The 14,494-nt window shown below is 54.2% G+C and carries 15 protein-coding genes; 6 read left to right on the top strand and 9 right to left on the bottom strand.

The window, feature by feature from the left end:
• Positions 1 to 4 precede the first annotated feature (4 nt).
• Entirely contained in the window at positions 5 to 1,444 is a 1,440-nt protein-coding gene (locus tag QTO31_RS17990) for a PTS fructose transporter subunit IIC (RefSeq protein ID WP_301430490.1), read from the top strand.
• 327 nt (positions 1,445 to 1,771) lie between these two features.
• Here QTO31_RS17990 and QTO31_RS17995 read toward each other — a convergent pair whose 3' ends face one another.
• Complete coding sequence (locus QTO31_RS17995; protein ID WP_301430492.1) at positions 1,772 to 3,571, bottom strand: histidine kinase N-terminal 7TM domain-containing protein; 1,800 nt, start codon at positions 3,569 to 3,571, stop codon at positions 1,772 to 1,774.
• Between the two features lie 464 nt (positions 3,572 to 4,035).
• Here QTO31_RS17995 and QTO31_RS18000 point away from each other — a divergent pair, with 464 nt between their 5' ends.
• Positions 4,036 to 4,848: a TrmB family transcriptional regulator gene (locus tag QTO31_RS18000; protein WP_301430493.1), complete on the top strand. Its 813-nt coding sequence runs from the start codon at positions 4,036 to 4,038 to the stop codon at positions 4,846 to 4,848.
• Positions 4,849 to 4,950: 102 nt separating this feature from the next.
• On the top strand, positions 4,951 to 6,048 hold the full coding sequence (hppD, locus tag QTO31_RS18005) for a 4-hydroxyphenylpyruvate dioxygenase (protein WP_301430494.1): 1,098 nt from the start codon (positions 4,951 to 4,953) through the stop codon (positions 6,046 to 6,048).
• A gap of 293 nt (positions 6,049 to 6,341) precedes the next feature.
• Here hppD and QTO31_RS18010 read toward each other — a convergent pair whose 3' ends face one another.
• Positions 6,342 to 6,572: a hypothetical protein gene (locus QTO31_RS18010; protein ID WP_301430495.1), complete on the bottom strand. Its 231-nt coding sequence runs from the start codon at positions 6,570 to 6,572 to the stop codon at positions 6,342 to 6,344.
• Positions 6,573 to 6,747: 175 nt separating this feature from the next.
• Here QTO31_RS18010 and QTO31_RS18015 point away from each other — a divergent pair, with 175 nt between their 5' ends.
• Positions 6,748 to 7,080, top strand: coding sequence for a hypothetical protein (locus QTO31_RS18015; protein WP_301430497.1), 333 nt, complete (start codon positions 6,748 to 6,750; stop codon positions 7,078 to 7,080).
• Here the strand turns inward: QTO31_RS18015 and QTO31_RS18020 are convergent.
• The 7 genes from QTO31_RS18020 to QTO31_RS18050 all read right to left on the bottom strand — a co-directional run bounded on the left by QTO31_RS18020 (position 7,077) and on the right by QTO31_RS18050 (position 13,090).
• Positions 7,077 to 7,292 (bottom strand): hypothetical protein, encoded by a 216-nt coding sequence (locus tag QTO31_RS18020; RefSeq protein ID WP_031460018.1) that lies wholly within the window; start codon positions 7,290 to 7,292, stop codon positions 7,077 to 7,079. The genes QTO31_RS18015 and QTO31_RS18020 overlap by 4 nt on opposite strands.
• The gene (locus tag QTO31_RS18025; protein ID WP_031460019.1) at positions 7,289 to 8,017 is read right to left on the bottom strand and encodes a glycerophosphodiester phosphodiesterase; all 729 of its coding nucleotides are present in this window, start codon (positions 8,015 to 8,017) and stop codon (positions 7,289 to 7,291) included. The genes QTO31_RS18020 and QTO31_RS18025 overlap by 4 nt, the downstream gene beginning before the upstream one ends.
• A gap of 97 nt (positions 8,018 to 8,114) precedes the next feature.
• Positions 8,115 to 8,393, bottom strand: coding sequence for a hypothetical protein (locus QTO31_RS18030; protein WP_031460020.1), 279 nt, complete (start codon positions 8,391 to 8,393; stop codon positions 8,115 to 8,117).
• A 740-nt stretch (positions 8,394 to 9,133) separates the two neighbouring features.
• Positions 9,134 to 9,670, bottom strand: a complete 537-nt coding sequence (locus QTO31_RS18035) for a GNAT family N-acetyltransferase (protein WP_301430501.1) — start codon at positions 9,668 to 9,670, stop codon at positions 9,134 to 9,136.
• A 363-nt stretch (positions 9,671 to 10,033) separates the two neighbouring features.
• The gene (locus QTO31_RS18040) at positions 10,034 to 10,753 is read right to left on the bottom strand and encodes a hypothetical protein (RefSeq protein WP_301430502.1); all 720 of its coding nucleotides are present in this window, start codon (positions 10,751 to 10,753) and stop codon (positions 10,034 to 10,036) included.
• On the bottom strand, positions 10,750 to 11,340 hold the full coding sequence (locus tag QTO31_RS18045) for an SCO family protein (RefSeq protein ID WP_301430503.1): 591 nt from the start codon (positions 11,338 to 11,340) through the stop codon (positions 10,750 to 10,752). Before QTO31_RS18045 ends, QTO31_RS18040 begins: the two co-directional genes overlap by 4 nt.
• A gap of 4 nt (positions 11,341 to 11,344) precedes the next feature.
• A complete protein-coding gene (locus QTO31_RS18050) occupies positions 11,345 to 13,090 on the bottom strand; it encodes a CAP domain-containing protein (protein ID WP_301430504.1) in 1,746 nt (581 codons plus the stop codon).
• An 80-nt stretch (positions 13,091 to 13,170) separates the two neighbouring features.
• Here QTO31_RS18050 and QTO31_RS18055 point away from each other — a divergent pair, with 80 nt between their 5' ends.
• Both QTO31_RS18055 and QTO31_RS18060 read left to right on the top strand, forming a co-directional pair.
• Entirely contained in the window at positions 13,171 to 13,524 is a 354-nt protein-coding gene (locus tag QTO31_RS18055) for a hypothetical protein (protein WP_301430506.1), read from the top strand.
• 804 nt (positions 13,525 to 14,328) lie between these two features.
• Entirely contained in the window at positions 14,329 to 14,484 is a 156-nt protein-coding gene (locus QTO31_RS18060; RefSeq protein WP_160173285.1) for a hypothetical protein, read from the top strand.
• The last annotated feature ends 10 nt before the right edge of the window (positions 14,485 to 14,494 follow it).

The following is a 14,494-nucleotide window of genomic DNA, read 5'->3' on the forward strand; positions in this document are numbered from 1 at the left end:
AAAGATGGCCGTTATTGTCGCGATTACGTCGTGTCCCACCGGAATTGCCCACACCTTTATGGCGGCAGAAGGGCTACAGCGCGGTGCGGAGAGTCTTGGTCACACGATCAAGGTTGAAACGCAAGGGTCGGTCGGCGCTGAGAATACACTGACCGCAGCGGACATCGCCGCTGCCGAGGTGGTGATTATCGCAGCCGACACCAAAGTCGATCTCAGTCGGTTTGCCGGTAAGCGGGTCTACGAAACCAACACCAAAGCAGCAATACACGACGGGGTAGGGGTGATTAAAGCTGCTCTTGAACAGGCCAGGATAAAGACAAGTGCTGCAGCACAATCAAATCTGGTCGATCAGGTTGCCGCAGCCAAAGCAGCACGTGCTGCCAGCATAGCTGGCCCTTACAAACATCTGATGACCGGTGTAAGCTACATGCTGCCATTCGTGGTTGCCGGTGGTTTGTTAATTGCGTTAGCATTCGCGTTTGGCGGCATTTATGTCTATGAAGAGACTAATCGTGGCTCATTGGGCTGGGCACTTTTCCAGATCGGTGCACCATCTGCCTTTGCCCTCATGGTACCGATCCTGGCTGGCTTTATCGCCTTCTCAATTGCAGATCGGCCTGGCCTGGCTCCGGGGATGATCGGCGGTATGCTGGCATCTGCAACGGGTTCTGGTTTTCTGGGTGGTATTCTGGCCGGTTTCATTGCCGGTTACGCCACCTTGTGGCTCAATCAGAATCTCAACCTACCCAAAACATTGGCCGGTCTCAAACCCGTTCTGATCCTCCCTTTGCTCAGTTCGCTCTTTGTTGGTCTCCTGATGATTTACGTTATCGGTCAACCGGTGAGTTCAGCCCTTAATGCGCTAACTGCCTGGCTTAAGAGTATGGAGCAAAGCAGTGCCCTGATCCTTGGTCTGATCCTGGGTGCAATGATGGCCTTCGATATGGGCGGGCCGGTCAATAAAGCTGCTTACACTTTCGCGACCGGCCTGCTGGCATCACAGGTAACCACACCTATGGCTGCGGTAATGGCTGCCGGTATGACCCCACCACTGGGCCTAGCACTGGCAACCTTTTTATTCAAGGATCGTTTCTCCGCCGAAGAGCGTGAGGCGGGAAAAGCTGCGGCCGTACTCGGTATTTCTTTCATCACTGAGGGGGCAATTCCCTTTGCCGCTAAAGACCCCTTCCGCGTTATTCCCTCAATCATGGTTGGTTCGGCAGTTGCGGGTGCACTCTCAATGGTCTTTGGGGCAACGTTAGCCGTTCCACACGGTGGTATCTTCGTTCTTCCTATCCCCAATGCGGTTGGTAATCTGCCGATGTATATCGTTGCCATCCTAGCAGGTACCCTCGTTACAGCCGCAATGCTCTATGTGCTCAAGCGACCGTTAGGTACCCTCGAAACGCCAACTACGGCGACAGCGTCAGGCACAGCCGATTAGCACGACACTAGGTAGCAGGGCACGTGATCACGTGCCCCGGCCCTTAAGGGTCTGAATATTCCTTTCAAGATATTGGGATTGGTGATGGACTGCCGCAGTGTGGTTTCAGCAATTATAATATGGGCTGGTGGAAATTGAGCGCTGCTCGCCGTGCTCTAAACAGCCACGCGCTAAGGGACAGAGTCTATCTCCCGCTCAAACCGAGTTCCACTCGCTCACCCCAGATCAGAACGCAGGCCTCTAGCACGCATTCCCAAAAACAAGAGGCATTTTTCAGACACACACGTAAAGGGGGGTAGGGTGTAGATACGCCTTATCCGGCTCTCCTCACACACCCTCCAGTTCCTGCTCGTGGCGCCATTGTGTGACTTCAACTAACGGTAAACGCACACTAAAGGTTGAACCGCAACCCGGTTCGCTCTTCACCACAATCTCACCACCCATTGCCCGACAGAGCCGCTGACTAATTGCCAGCCCCAGACCGGTTCCGCCGTATCGCCTGGTTGTGCTGTTATCAAGTTGCATGAATGGCTGAAAGAGCCTCTGAAGCTGATCGGTGGCAATACCAATACCGGTATCGCGAACGTCAATCTGGATCATATCCGCCGTTGAACGATAGCAATGGACGTGAATAGTCCCTTGTTCGGTAAACTTGCAGGCATTGCCCACCAGATTCAGCAAAACCTGGCGTAAACGTATTGGATCGGTTACTATCGGTGGTACATCGGGTTCGACTGCCACGGTCAACGTATTTTGCCTCTGCGTAGCCAGACCTTGCAATGTCGAGACCACGTCATTGATCAGTAGCGCGATATTCACCGGCTCAGGGTGAATCTTTACCGCATTCGCCTCTATCCGTGCGTAATCGAGAATATCGTTGATAAGCGTCAGCAGATGTCGTCCAGAGGTAATGATACGGTCGAGATCGGCGGTCAGATCGTCTAATCCGCGACTCTGTAAGTCTTGGCGCACAAACTCGCTGTACCCCAAAATGGCCGTCAGTGGCGTGCGTAATTCATGGCTCATTGTAGCCAGAAATGCACTCTTGGCCTGGTTAGCAGCCTCAGCTGCCTCTTTCGCCTCTTGCAACGCCAATGCGGCCTGTTTGAAGAGCGTAATATCCCGTAGCACCAGAATCCGTCCATTCGGGTTACCATCGCGATCGCGCAGTGTCGTGCAGCGGAGATCATAGGTAGTCGTCCCCAGGGCATGGGTATGATTCACCTCAAACTGCCCTTCGTAGCGATCACGTACCTGATCTACCAACCAGTACGGCGCTACCTCCGCTAACGAACGCCCAAGAACATCTACTGATACAGCCAGAATCGATTGTGCTGCCGGATTCAGGTCGATGACCCGATTGCCAGTATCGAGTACGATGATCGCATCAGGCATTTGATCCACGATCATCTCACGTGCGGCTGGCAAGATGTCAAGCACGCGGAAGCGTCGCATCGCGACTGTGAAGACCAGGCCACTTAACGCAAAGGCAACTGGTGTCGTATCGATAGAGGGAATCGGACTGAGGCCGGTAACAAAGAGAATGCTCGTAACCCACGGCAATAGTGCACCGATCAGGAGGCTGATCGCTTGCGCCCGGTAGAGCGCCCGACTACGACGAGCCTGGGAGATCATCAACACGGTACCAACCAGCACCATTCCATACGCATTCAGCACACTTGCATACCACAACGGCCCGTTCGGGCCGGTCAGTACCCAAAGACCATTTGCAGTGTAGGTTAATTCCACAGTTGGCCACATCAGCCGATGCCAGGAGTTTGTCCAGGCACCCAAGAGGAAACTACCCTGAAGCGTGAGCAGAACGAGCAGGAGCCTGCGTGATACCACGTGAGCACGATTGGTATAGAACAGAGCAAACAGGAGCCAGAAGAACGGTACACCAACCACACTGATGTATTGAATACTGCTCAGCAAAATCTTGCCCTCAACAGTGGTATGTGACAATTCCAGCGCATTACACAATGACCACCAGACGGTACAGGCCATCATGCCGAGAAAAACCTGCGCTACCGGTAATTGTCGGTACGACCACGCCTGAAACATGGCCATCATAGCCAGCATTGCCGCAGTAAGTGGGAACAGGATGTAGGGGGTGAAATACCACATAGTGATAACCGTATGACACTCATGATGATAAACGCCACGACATCGTTGCTCTAGCAGAGGAGTTTTCAACGTTTCCAAATGCCTTTTGCCCGAGATCACGGACCGCTGGCCTGTGTTGTACGATGCGAGCCTGACCTGTTTCCTCTTGCTGCGAGAGGGGAACGATAATCTTGCAGCGAGTTCGGAACATGCCCCGACAGTGCACTGAAGGGCATGATCGGCGAACCACCAGGAGTTTGGCCGTAGAACATTGACAGAACGGGAAACGGCGTGTCTCTACACACGCTGCGGTTGGGCCGAGAACCCGCCCCCTTCTCATCGCTCACTCCTCTCCTTTCTCTCCCACTGCCGGGAAGGAAAAACATGTGGAAAAGCTGCGGCTCTAGCTTACCATGAGTTGCCGTTCAAAGTGTAACATGGTATAATAACACCACTGATAAGTGGTGACAATGAAATAGAGATCGATGACTGATCGTGTGCAAGATCAACTGATGGCACTTGGATTAAACCGCTACGAAGCGGCCACCTATCTGGCTTTGCTCGAACATCGCGGTTTCACTCCCGTGCAGGTAGCCGTGCGAGCGGGGGTACCACGCCAGCGCATTTATGATGTATTAGCTTCACTCTGTGCTCGCGGTCTGGCCATTGAACGCCATAGTGATGGTCAGCGACGTTACGTAGCGATCGATCCGGCCATTGCCCTGCCAGCACTTATCGAACAGCGGCGTCAACAATTTGAGCATGAGCAGGCCACCCTGACCGAAGGCTTGCAAACTCTGTTAGCGATGCTTACCCCCACGTTTGCCGCTGGTAATGATCAGATTGACCCACTCGATTATGTTGATGTCTTGCTCGACCGCCGCCTGGTCGTTGAGCGAGCGCTGGCCCTGGCGCAGAATGCAGAACGCGAAATTTGTGTCTGTTTCAAACTACCACTCCTGGGTGATCGTGCGGCCAATCTTGCCGAAGTAGCGGAACCACTTCGGCGTGGCGTTCGCTATCGAGCACTGTACGAACGGTCGATACTCGACGATGCCGAACGGCGTGAATGGGTCAGGCAGTTTGTCGAATGGGGTCAGCAGGCCCGACTAATCGAATCGTTACCGCTCAAAGTCAATCTCTACGACCGCCGCATTGCCCTCCTATCGCTGCAAAACCCAACGACCGGTGCACTAAGCTTTACTGCCCTGTGTGTCACTCATCCCAATTTCGGTCTCTTTCTCCAGGCCGCATTTGAAAAACTCTGGAGCGATGCAGAACCGTTCCAGCCAGGATAGTGCTGCGTGCGTTGCCGGCGCGTGATGCGTCCACGCCTGGCACGCAATTGGTAACCAAATCACAATCGGGGTGGACGCATCGCCCTGATATGGAGGTGCCGTATGTGCGCTGCCGATCCGCTTGATCTTCTTGGAATTGATTATGTCGAGTTTTACGTAAGCAATGCCCGCCAGGCGGCTCATTTCTACCGCACGACGCTTGGTCTGCGACCGGTTGCGTATGCCGGTCTTGAAACGGGGGTGCGTGATCGAGCCAGCTATGTGTTAGAGCGACGAAACGTGCGTTTTGTGTTAACTGCACCGCTCATCCCCGATCACCCGATTGCTCACCATGTTGCCCACCACGGCGATGGTGTCAAAGACATTGCACTGCGGGTACGCGATGCTGTTACCGCTTACGAAACGGCAATCGCCCGCGGTGGTATTCCGGTGCAACCCCCCACCGAATACGTCGATCAGCACGGTCGGATCATCAAAGCGACGATTGCTACCTATGGTGATACTGTCCATTCGTTTATCGAACGGGAAGATTACCGGGGAGCATTCATGCCCGGCTTCGAGCCGATGACCACCGACCTGCCGGCGCCCGAAACTGGTATTGCTGCCATCGATCATATCGTCGGGAATGTTGAGCTAGGGGCTATGAACCGCTGGGTCAACTACTATCGCGACGTACTCGGTTTCAGCCAGCTCGTACACTTTGATGATCACGACATCAGCACTGAGTATAGTGCGTTGATGTCAAAGGTTATGCAGAACGGCACTGGCCGGATTAAGTTTCCGATCAACGAACCAGCCGAAGGGCGACGTAAGAGCCAGATCGAGGAGTTTCTCGAATACTACGGTGGTCCTGGCGTTCAACATATTGCCCTAGCTACCGGTGATATTTGTGCCACGGTCGATGCGTTACGTGCCGCCGGTATTCCCTTTATCCACGTTCCCGACACCTACTACGATGATCTGGAAGAGCGTGTAGGCAAGATTGATGAAAGCCGCCAGGCACTACAAGAGCGCGGTATTCTGGTTGATCGCGACGAAGAAGGTTATTTGCTGCAAATATTCAGCCAGCCGGTTCAAGATCGTCCGACGCTCTTCATCGAGATTATTCAGCGCAAGGGGAGCCGCGGGTTCGGTAAGGGGAACTTCAAAGCGCTCTTTGAGGCTATCGAACGCGAACAGGCCCGACGTGGAAATTTATAGGGTGCTGCTTAGCCTTTCCTGTCAATGATGTGATGTAAGCAGAGCGGCACCCTCACCTTCCCCCCCCCCAGCCCCCCTTCCTCTCCCACGCTGCGGGAGCGGAAGGGGGGGATGAGCGGAGCAGGGGCGATCCTGTATCTCTCAACGATACCGCATTTATAACCCAGATCACCCCTCTCCCGCAGTGCGGGAGAGGGGCCGGGGGTGAGGGTACCCCGCAGTGCGGGAGAGGGGACGGGGGTGAGGGCAGCCCCGCCCCTTTCTCTCCTCGTGTAGTGATTATGTCAAATAAACTACTCCTCGTGTCGTGCCTCATGACGCTCAATACGTGTCCCACGCGGTACATTAACGATGACCGCCTCCTCTTCGTCCACAGGATGGGTGGACGTGGTCGTAGGCGTGGTATGCGCATGATGATCATCAGCCAGCTTGTACTCACCAAGCAGGCTTGCCCGCCGCAGACGACGTTCGTACTCTTGTTCGATAGCTGTTATAATCCGTCGCCACCATGATTGCTCTGCCATTCCAGTTCACCTCCACCACCAGAAGAGGGATTATTCCTCTAATCAGAATGACAATATTTCAGCAAAAATGTAGCATACTGTCAACATTGTATGCTACAAATGGTATCACCAGTGGGGTACAATACATAGATAGGAAAACACGCTGTCGTTTGATCAATCGGGATAGGATATGCGCATGATGAGAACAGTCTTTCGATTTTTACGCTTTAATCCGATGGTGCGCCGCACACTCGGTATCATATTTCTCATTGTTGGGATTATTGGTTCGCTCTTCCCCATCATTCCCGGTTGGCCCGGTTATGTGCTAGCGATCATCCTGCTCGGTCGGCGTGATCGTCTGCTCCGCCGCTTGCACCTGATTGGTCGTTTTGGGCTGCGCTGGTTGCGCAAGGCGCCAGCACCTCATCTACGCAGTATCGGGCACTGGTTGTCACAACAGTATGTTGAGCTACGACGTGCGATTGTCCCCCGCCTGATCGCACTCGAGCGCACGATTGATGACACTTAGTCACCTTTCAGGCGCTTCCCTAACGCCCACCCTAAGATCAGGCCGCCGACCAGGATCAGAAGCACTGCCACACCAAGGCCGATCAGGATGTAACGCCAATCAAACGGCCCGCCACCGATCAACCAGGCCAGCAGTGCTGGCCCACCGATTAGCACAACCAGCACTGCTAGCAATGGCCCTATTCCGCGCACAACTAGCCAGAATCGTTTCAAGCAGATATCCTTGAAGAAAGTGCAGCGCGTGCTGCAGCCGGCGTGTTTGTGATCAGTCCACTCGCACCAAGAGTTGCCAGTTCGCGAAGGCGCACCGGATCATCGACCGTCCAGACATTCACCTGATAACCGGCCTGTCGTACCTTCGGTAAAACCCAGTTGATACCGGGTAAGCCGTGGTAAGGATGCCACGCCGTCGCCTCAATTCGGCGCAACGCCAGAAACGGCCAGAACTCGCGCAGACGTATGTCGGGGCGATAACTCCGAATCCCCATCAGATAGCCTCGCCGAATGGTTGGATCGACAGCCCGCAGTTCACGTAACGCCTGTTCATAAAATGAGGAAATGATCACCTGATCGGCCAATCTAAATTCACGAATAAGTTGCGTACAGCGCGCAGCCATGCCTGGACGTTTCAGCTCGACATTGAGCGGCATTGCTGCATGACGCGCCCAATCCAGTGTCTCGGCTAACGTAGGAACTCGCTCACCACCAATATCGAGTCGACGAAGTTGCGCCAGGGTCAGATGGACAACCGCATCAGGCTGTCCGTTCCAGCGCATCGTCGTATCGTCGTGAAAAACCACTATCTCGCCATCCGCCGTGAGTTGTACATCAAGCTCGATCATATCGGCTTGCTGGCGACGTGCCAGTTCAAAAGCAGCCAGCGTATTTTCGGGTGCATCAGCCGATGCTCCACGATGCGCAATAATGAGCGGTGTCATATCACCTCACCAAATAACCAATAGCGGGGCGCCAATCGCCCCGCTATCAGTATCGCCGCGCCGTGCCTCGGCGTCAATCTCACCTTGAGATACGTTGTCAATCATCTAGAGCGGGCTGAGCCACTGCCAGGTCAGGTTGGCGAGCCTCTTCAGTCAGCATAGGGTGAAGAATGCGCTGCATTGCCATAACGTGGGCGCAGGTACCCCACATCTTGAAAAACGAGCAGTCACATGCCCACTGACCATTATGCAGCGAAACGACATGGTTACTGTTGCCACCGTGGAACGTTGCCCGCAGATCGCTGAACTTGATCCGCTCCGGTTCAGCCGCATAGCGCCGGGCCTTCTCAATTTTACCGATCAAATCCGAGTGCATACGGAACCTCCTTCATTGCGCGCCCGGAAAACATCAAGGGCGGCTACAGACATCGGTCTGTACCGCCCTATACACCACTCAACCGCATTGTCATACATGATTTCATAGTCGGCCTCCATCGCGGGAGTATTGCCGTTCTTAACACGCTCTTATTATACGACCTACACAAGCTGCCCGTCAAGCATGATCGCAACAGAATTAACATCTGTTGACCTTCGTCCACCGTTTGCCATAGAAGTTCTGACGTGCATAGACGTTTCGTTCAGCGTTTTACGGTGATAGATAGCTTCCAGATTGAATGACCGTTGCTGGAAGTTCTCTGGAAAAGTCAACAAGATTCTTCCTCATGCTGTTCTCAGATGAACTATCTGGCGCATAAAATGAGATTTCATCACCACCGGTAACTACGTGATTCAAAATGTTCCACACAAGAGTGATGGAGACCAAATGTTCACACCAAGGATTTTATATGTTATAGCTAGCAGATGAAACCTGATAGATGTACGGGCGCAGCGCCGCTGTGCCCCAACTGATCTTCTTCTGCGACAGGGTTTTCCAGATAGACTCTTTGTGCCGCGATCAGCAATGTACCGGTTAACAACCAATAAATAGTTAATGCAGACCAAAACGGAAAAATGGAGGTCGTTTTACTTGTCATAGGATGATGTATTGTGCGGCTAAAGTGCGTATTGATAGGGCTAATGAACTAACAGATACATCTAGATCAGGTTGCGATGTCTTCACCACAACTCGCCCTCACGCCATTCGGCTGAAATTGGCGCACTCAGATTTAATGGTGGTGTTTTTGGAAGGCGAAGAATCATCACCTGCTCGTCAGCGGGTGATGATAATAAACCATTGTTAGTTCTAATATACAACGGCCCACGCCAAAGCTCCCATCCAAGTCGCTCGTAGAAGGCAACATCGAACGGCGACAGTGCTGCTAATTCGTAGTCCTGAATCTCGTTGACGAGATATTTCATGATGGCTGTCGCAAAACCACGACGATGGTAGACAGGGTCTGTTGCCACCGCTTCAATGTAGGCAGTGTGCAGAAGAGGAGCATTGCCAACTTGCAGATAGCGGTTCACCCACAAGGCATGACTGACAAGAAGGCTATTGTAGTAGCCGAGCACATGGCTGGCGCCAACAAACGTATGAAACAACGGCGCAAGGTCCTCATTGTAAGCTTTGTTACAAAGAGCGATAATGTGGTTGCGCGCTGCTTCAGATAGGGAGGCACCCTGCACTACACGGATCGTCAACTGGTTATTCATGGCCTTGTATACTATCTACTCAAGCGCACTATCGTTGGCTGTGACACATCAGGTTCCCAAGGGAATGTCATACGACCTACCTCTACGCACATCGCAGATGTTTGGTCTATCAACGCCAGGGCAATGTTTACCTATCTACAGGCGCTTTTTTGCTAAAGTTGCGCAGAATATGGCAACCTGCTACGATTGTATAGCACACCTCAAACCAATGCGCAACTGCGCTCATCAGACCTACCTCTCTTCTCACGGTGGAAAAGAAGGGGGCTGAGGCTGGAAAGACACTGAAAGGTAGCAAATGCTTAGGCACACTCTAACAGTAACCGACACCTGAACCAAATCATCCCGAATCAGCGATACAGGTTGTTATCCGCTGCCTGCACTGCGCATTCGTTCAGCCAGAGCCAGGATGCGTTGACCATACTCGGTGCCCGGCCAAGCCCACCGACCGTTGAGATCGGTGATCGTCACTGCCACACCACGAAGATGATCAGGTAACGGACGCCGCCAGAGTGCATAGTCAATCAGTTGCTGCTGATACGTCGTACCGGCGCCAGCAGGTAAAGCGTAAGCAAGCAAACGTCCTAGATGCGCCGGGATTGACTCACCAACCCACGACGCAAAACTCAAACCAGCCCGCCAACGCTGTATTGTCTCATCCCAGGCCCAATCTGGGCCAGGCGGTTGATCAGGTGGTGCTTCACGAATTTCGCCGGTGACGCCAATGCCTGCCGGATTACGCCGTGGTCGTTGACACCACCACGAAGTCAAATGGCCTGTCTCGTGGGCGCACTGGGCGATAGCCAGAAACCAATCTAAACCAGCAGCCTCGCCGATGCTGGCATAGCCATTGACAATAACACCGACATCGTAAGGAGTGTATGCCGTACTGCGCGGAGCAAGCCAGGCGATGGCTGATTCAACAGTACCGGTAGCGGGGCCAAGCAGGGTTCCAGGGAGTGGTGAACGAATGACCATAGGAAGATAGATCGAGTGCGCCTCTGGAGTTTGAGCACGGACAAATGAGCTGCTCAGGGTGAGCAACCCGAACGAGAGGAGCGAACGTCTACTCAAGCGAGTGTTCATGGCGTTTCTTTCAGTAGCGCACGAATGTCTTGCACATACACACTAGCTGCAGTTCCATACAGATAAACGATCCGTAACCGCCCATTTTGATCGATCAAATAACTCGCCGTACTGTGTTCAACCCCATCACTCCCGTGATGATGCTGATGACCACCACCGTGACGGTAGGTCAGACCGTATTCTTTGCTAATCCGGCGCAACGTTGCATCATTACCTTGCAACCCGATAAACCCTGCACCGAAGACTTGCAGGTACGTTGCCAGCACCGCTGGGGTATCGTTAGCCGGATCAACACTGATCAGCACAAAATGAACCCGCTCGCCATCAGTACCGAGCAGATCGCGCGCCTTGCGAAATTCGCTCAGCGTGATCGGACAATAGTCAGGACAGCGTGTGTACCCAAAGTAGAGCAACACCGGCTGACCACGCAAATCGCTTAACCGCAATTCACCGCCAGTACTGGCTGGTAAGCTGAAATCACTTAACACCGTTGGTGGATCGATGATCGTAGACGTTGAAACTGATGGTGTGTTCGTGAGCGTACATCCGCTCAACACAAGCAGACAGAGGATGAACCAGCGTTGCATAATATCACCGCACGACTAGTGGAGTAAAGGTGGTGAATAGCTGTTCAACCACCCGCAATCTTACCGGAACCGTCAAACGAAACGTCGATCCAGGCATCGTGAGCGTCACCTGGCCCTCGTGAGAACCGGTACTAAGACTGGCAGGATCGATACCCAGTCTCAACGTACCACGCTGAACAACTGCCGTCAACCAGGGCTGATTCGCCGTTACCTGCATCCCGGCTTGCGCACAAAGAGTCGTGATGGTCAGCGAGAACGGTTGGCTCTGACGTGACACAAGTATTGATCGAACAGGAGTCTCTATCGGCTGAGATGGTATAACGGGAATCTCACTGAAATCGGAAAAGGTTACACCGTTGGTATAACGCACCCAAATTCCCTGACCACGGTAGTTACCGCCGAACATATCTAGCGTGAACGGGTTCGTGATCGGTCGGGGTGCTGAAAACAGTGTCACCCCATCAACAAACACCTCGGTTGATCCACTACGCCAGAATTGAAAGGTTAAAAACGGATCGCCCGCACGGTACACAAACGGTAATGCAAACTCTTGGTACTGATTGGCAGCCGTAAAGTCGATGCCGCGCAGCACTAGCGGACCGTATTCGGTATCACCACTCTTTATTGCTACCCGCGCTACCTGATTTACGCTCGTATTGTTTGCAACTTTCAGACGGATATACGCAACCAGCGCAAGATTGTTTAGCACGGTAGGCTGATACTCCCACACCCACGCCGAAGACTCCATTCCTGCCAAATTGAGACGAAACGCGCTTCCACCGTAGGCATCTGAATCGGTCACCCGTTCGCCAGCACCCCAGAGCAGACTAAAGGTAGAGAAGGTGTCGTCCACGAACCAACCCGGACTAAACTGTACCTGTGGTAATAACGGATGACTAAGATCGGTGAGCATTACCGTCGGCTGCCTATCACTGAGCGTAGCCGCCAGTTCAGGAATTGGTGGATCGGCGCCGAGATAAATAGTATCGCTGACCACCCGCGTTGCCCCAACAATATCGCGGGTTTTGACATAGACAGTACGCCAGCCTTGCCCGCCAGGAAGCTGGAAGCGCGTCTCTGTGGCAAACGGTTGCCAGGTGGCGTCAACGAAACATGGCTCGCTCGCGATCATCATCTCGGTAGCAGGGCGGGCACCGGTAAAGCTATTCTGGTTCGCAGTCTGATGAATATACAGGGCCACTTCAGGATTCAACGTATTGATCGCTTCATTCTCGATGATGACCGGCGCATAGGCGCCATCATTCCCAAAAAGCTGACCAATATACCCACGCCCATCACTGGCACGACGGTAGTAGCCCAGTCCAATTTCACGATGCGCATCACTCAACAGATTGGCACGATGACGAGGACTGTTCAACCAGCCATTGATTGCATCCTGTGGCAACATATAACCGCAATACGCATTTTCGGTACCACTACTCCCAAGATAGCCAAAGCGTGGCGCCCGATCACTGGGCCACTGACCGTTAGTATCCTGGTGACCACAGTACGGCATCGGTCGATTCTCAACTGAATCCCAGGCAAACCAGCGCGAGGCATGCGTCAGTTGCAGATTCCAGCGTAATGGTGGCTGTCCTGCTGCACGACGGGCCAGATTACCGTAGTACACCGTAAGCGCCTCGTCATACAACAGTGCTGGGGTTTGCGTCGTCGGATCAAATGCGATTGCAGTTGTCACCAGAACACTGCATAAGACGACAAGTAACCCAAAGTTTCGGAGCTTAGACATATTTCCTCCTTTTCCCTGGAATCGTCTTACCAGTATTGTTGTCTTCCAGCAGGACTGCTGTCAAGGTCGTGTCACTTCTAATGCCAATTCTACCTGTGAAAACCGTGTATCATCCCATCAACCTGGCCCCCCATGGGAGACGGAAACAGACCAATGCGACGCTTGCACGTGGCATGGAACAAGCGCGACGAAGAACGGCAACGATGATCCCTGAACGAGCACGACTGCCAACTGCGGATGCGCCTGCCGGCGTGGTGGGTGGTGCGCAACGGGCGGTCTCTCTACGACGGAGCCGCCGCATTGGCTGTCATTTGCGGACGGTGCCGGATGGGGTGGCGTGGGATCGGAAGGGGGGCGCGACAACGTGCTTCGCCAGCGCACGGGCAGGCGTGGTCATGCCTGCCGCCTGCGCGATGCGCCGGTCGCCGAGCTGAAGCCGCAGGCGGCTGCGGGTCAGGTGCAACGGGTGCAGGATGCCGTGGCGTGGGTGCCCCTGGTCGGGAATGGATGCGCTCGTTCAGCGTGCGGGATGACGGAAGAACGTGCCGCGTCCGTTCATCCCCAAGGCGTTGGTGGCAGCGCAAGACGCCTGGAACACAGGGGGCGTGCCACGGCGGGAGCAGCGATCGGGGCGCACCCCGCAGCCGGGAATGGGAGGGACGACATACGCATCGGATGGCGTGGGCAGGTGCGCTGGTCGTGGGCGCCGTGCGGGGGAACGTTCGTACAGCCGGGAGTATGGGAGCGCACATGGGTCTGCCTGACCATTGCCGTTCATAGGGGAAGCGGCGTGGTGCAGTGGGCGTGGCGTGCGAATGTGACTGCTGCGACCCTGGCGGCGACGCACCGGCGGTGGGGGGAACGCGGGGTCACGGCGGTGGTCTGGGATCGTGCGCCGGGGCAGCACGGGAACGCCGCTGCGACGGTTCCGGTCCAGCGCCTTGAACACCCAGCGTATTTGCCGGTGCTGCATCCTGCCAAGCGCGGGTGTGCATCCCTGCGCAATAGGACGGCAGGGAACACCGATGGGTTATGAGACGCGAAGAAAGCAGCCGTCGCACACGAGTTGCAACAGGAAGCTGCGGACGGTGAGCAGAGGAAACGCCGCACGGGTTGGCCGTGGATACGCGCAGCGGTGGCTCAGCTCCCAATCCCAAACACGGTCTTTCAATGAGGGATTGGTATCACGTCTCTCTCCTCATCTCCTCGCTTCTGCCGGGTCGGGGGAACACTTTGAAATGCCCTGGTTCGGTATCAAACGTATAACGTATATTGACGTGAAGGAACAAAAGTGCTATGATCGCGCAGTGAGCGTCAATGATGATGCGCAGGTTGATGAAGCATCGACCCTGCGTTCGACAGCCGACGGAACGCCGACTGCCGTGCGCGGTTAGCGTTCCGTAT

Origin of the sequence: Chloroflexus sp. MS-CIW-1, assembly GCF_030444705.1 — a bacterium.
Classification (GTDB): domain Bacteria; phylum Chloroflexota; class Chloroflexia; order Chloroflexales; family Chloroflexaceae; genus Chloroflexus.

Coding starts and splice junctions, on each gene's coding strand:
- QTO31_RS18025 (WP_031460019.1), bottom strand. CDS start 8,017: ATGACACCGCTCATTATTGCGCATCGTGGAGCATCGGCTGATGCACCC.
- QTO31_RS18060 (WP_160173285.1), top strand. CDS start 14,329: ATGCCCTGGTTCGGTATCAAACGTATAACGTATATTGACGTGAAGGAA.
- QTO31_RS18055 (WP_301430506.1), top strand. CDS start 13,171: ATGCCAATTCTACCTGTGAAAACCGTGTATCATCCCATCAACCTGGCC.
- hppD (WP_301430494.1), top strand. CDS start 4,951: ATGTGCGCTGCCGATCCGCTTGATCTTCTTGGAATTGATTATGTCGAG.
- QTO31_RS18030 (WP_031460020.1), bottom strand. CDS start 8,393: ATGCACTCGGATTTGATCGGTAAAATTGAGAAGGCCCGGCGCTATGCG.
- QTO31_RS17990 (WP_301430490.1), top strand. CDS start 5: ATGGCCGTTATTGTCGCGATTACGTCGTGTCCCACCGGAATTGCCCAC.
- QTO31_RS17995 (WP_301430492.1), bottom strand. CDS start 3,571: ATGTGGTATTTCACCCCCTACATCCTGTTCCCACTTACTGCGGCAATG.
- QTO31_RS18040 (WP_301430502.1), bottom strand. CDS start 10,753: ATGAACACTCGCTTGAGTAGACGTTCGCTCCTCTCGTTCGGGTTGCTC.
- QTO31_RS18045 (WP_301430503.1), bottom strand. CDS start 11,340: ATGCAACGCTGGTTCATCCTCTGTCTGCTTGTGTTGAGCGGATGTACG.
- QTO31_RS18000 (WP_301430493.1), top strand. CDS start 4,036: ATGACTGATCGTGTGCAAGATCAACTGATGGCACTTGGATTAAACCGC.
- QTO31_RS18035 (WP_301430501.1), bottom strand. CDS start 9,670: ATGAATAACCAGTTGACGATCCGTGTAGTGCAGGGTGCCTCCCTATCT.
- QTO31_RS18015 (WP_301430497.1), top strand. CDS start 6,748: ATGATGAGAACAGTCTTTCGATTTTTACGCTTTAATCCGATGGTGCGC.
- QTO31_RS18010 (WP_301430495.1), bottom strand. CDS start 6,572: ATGGCAGAGCAATCATGGTGGCGACGGATTATAACAGCTATCGAACAA.
- QTO31_RS18050 (WP_301430504.1), bottom strand. CDS start 13,090: ATGTCTAAGCTCCGAAACTTTGGGTTACTTGTCGTCTTATGCAGTGTT.